This window comes from Geomonas sp., assembly GCF_056994735.1.
This window is the reverse complement of sequence record NZ_JBXKJL010000260.1, coordinates 1-1,327: the sequence shown is the minus strand read 5'-3', so window position 1 is coordinate 1,327 and position 1,327 is coordinate 1. Positions and strand designations below refer to the sequence as shown.

The window sequence follows — 1,327 nt, the reverse complement described above, 5'->3', positions numbered from 1 at the left end:
TGCGAGCGGTCTTTGACAATCGAATAGCTTTCCGGGTCCATAAGTGGACCGCGCTTTGGCAATCGACGAGCGCGAGCTCGTCGTGTGCGTATTGCTCTGGGTTTTATGGTCAAGCTGTAAAGGGCAGTCGGTGGATGCCTTGGCGCCAGGAGGCGATGAAGGACGTGGTTAGCTGCGATAAGCCACGGGGAGCTGCTAAGCGAGCTTTGATCCGTGGATTTCCGAATGGGGAAACCCGGCCGGGGTCATGCCCGGTCATCCTGCACTGAATCCATAGGTGCTGGAAGCAAACCCGGGGAACTGAAACATCTCAGTACCCGGAGGAACAGAAATCAAATGAGACTCCCCTAGTAGCGGCGAGCGAAAGGGGAACAGCCCAAACCGGCGGGAAGCAATTCCTTCCGGGGTTGTGGGACTCCGTCGTGGGACTCGAAGAGGTAGCGGAACGGTCTGGAAAGGCCGGCCATAGAGGGTGATGGCCCCGTACGCGAAACCTCGACGAGCCCTAGGAGCATCCCGAGTACCACGGGGCACGTGCAACCCTGTGGGAATCTGGGGGGACCATCCTCCAAGGCTAAGTACTACCTGGCGACCGATAGTGAACCAGTACCGTGAGGGAAAGGCGAAAAGAACCCCTGCTAGGGGAGTGAAAAGAACCTGAAACCGTGTGCCTACAAGCCGTGAGAGGACTATGCCCTTCGGGGAATGTCTGATCGCGTGCCTTTTGCATAATGAGCCTGCGAGTTACCATCAGCGGCGAGGTTAAGCCAATTAGAGGCGGAGCCGTAGGGAAACCGAGTCCGAAAGGGGCGTAAAGTCGCTGGGGGTAGACCCGAAACCTAGTGATCTATCCATGTCCAGGATGAAGCGGGGGTAACACCCCGTGGAGGTCCGAACGCACCATAGTTGAAAATATGGGCGATGAGGTGTGGATAGGAGTGAAAGGCTAATCAAGGCCGGCGATAGCTGGTTCTCCCCGAAAGCTATTTAGGTAGTGCCTCGTGTAGGACTCCTGGGGGTAGAGCACTGTTTAGGCTAGCGGGCCATCCCGGCTTAGCAAACCTATGCAAACTCCGAATACCAGGAAGTCAACGCACGGGAGACACACGGCGGGTGCTAACGTCCGTCGTGAAGAGGGAAATAACCCAGACCGCCAGCTAAGGCCCCCAATTCATGGCTAAGTGGTGAACGATGTGGGAAGGCATAGACAGCCAGGAGGTTGGCTTAGAAGCAGCCATCCTTTAAAGAAAGCGTAATAGCTCACTGGTCTAGTCGGCCTGCGCGGAAGATATAACGGGGCTCAAGCCATGAGCCGAAGCTGCGGATC

Annotated in this window: 1 rRNA gene; it reads left to right on the top strand. The window is 56.6% G+C overall.

The annotated features are described in order from the left end of the window. Positions 1–107 precede the first annotated feature (107 nt). A 23S ribosomal RNA gene (locus AC11W3_RS11525) occupies positions 108–1,327 on the top strand; the annotation flags it as partial.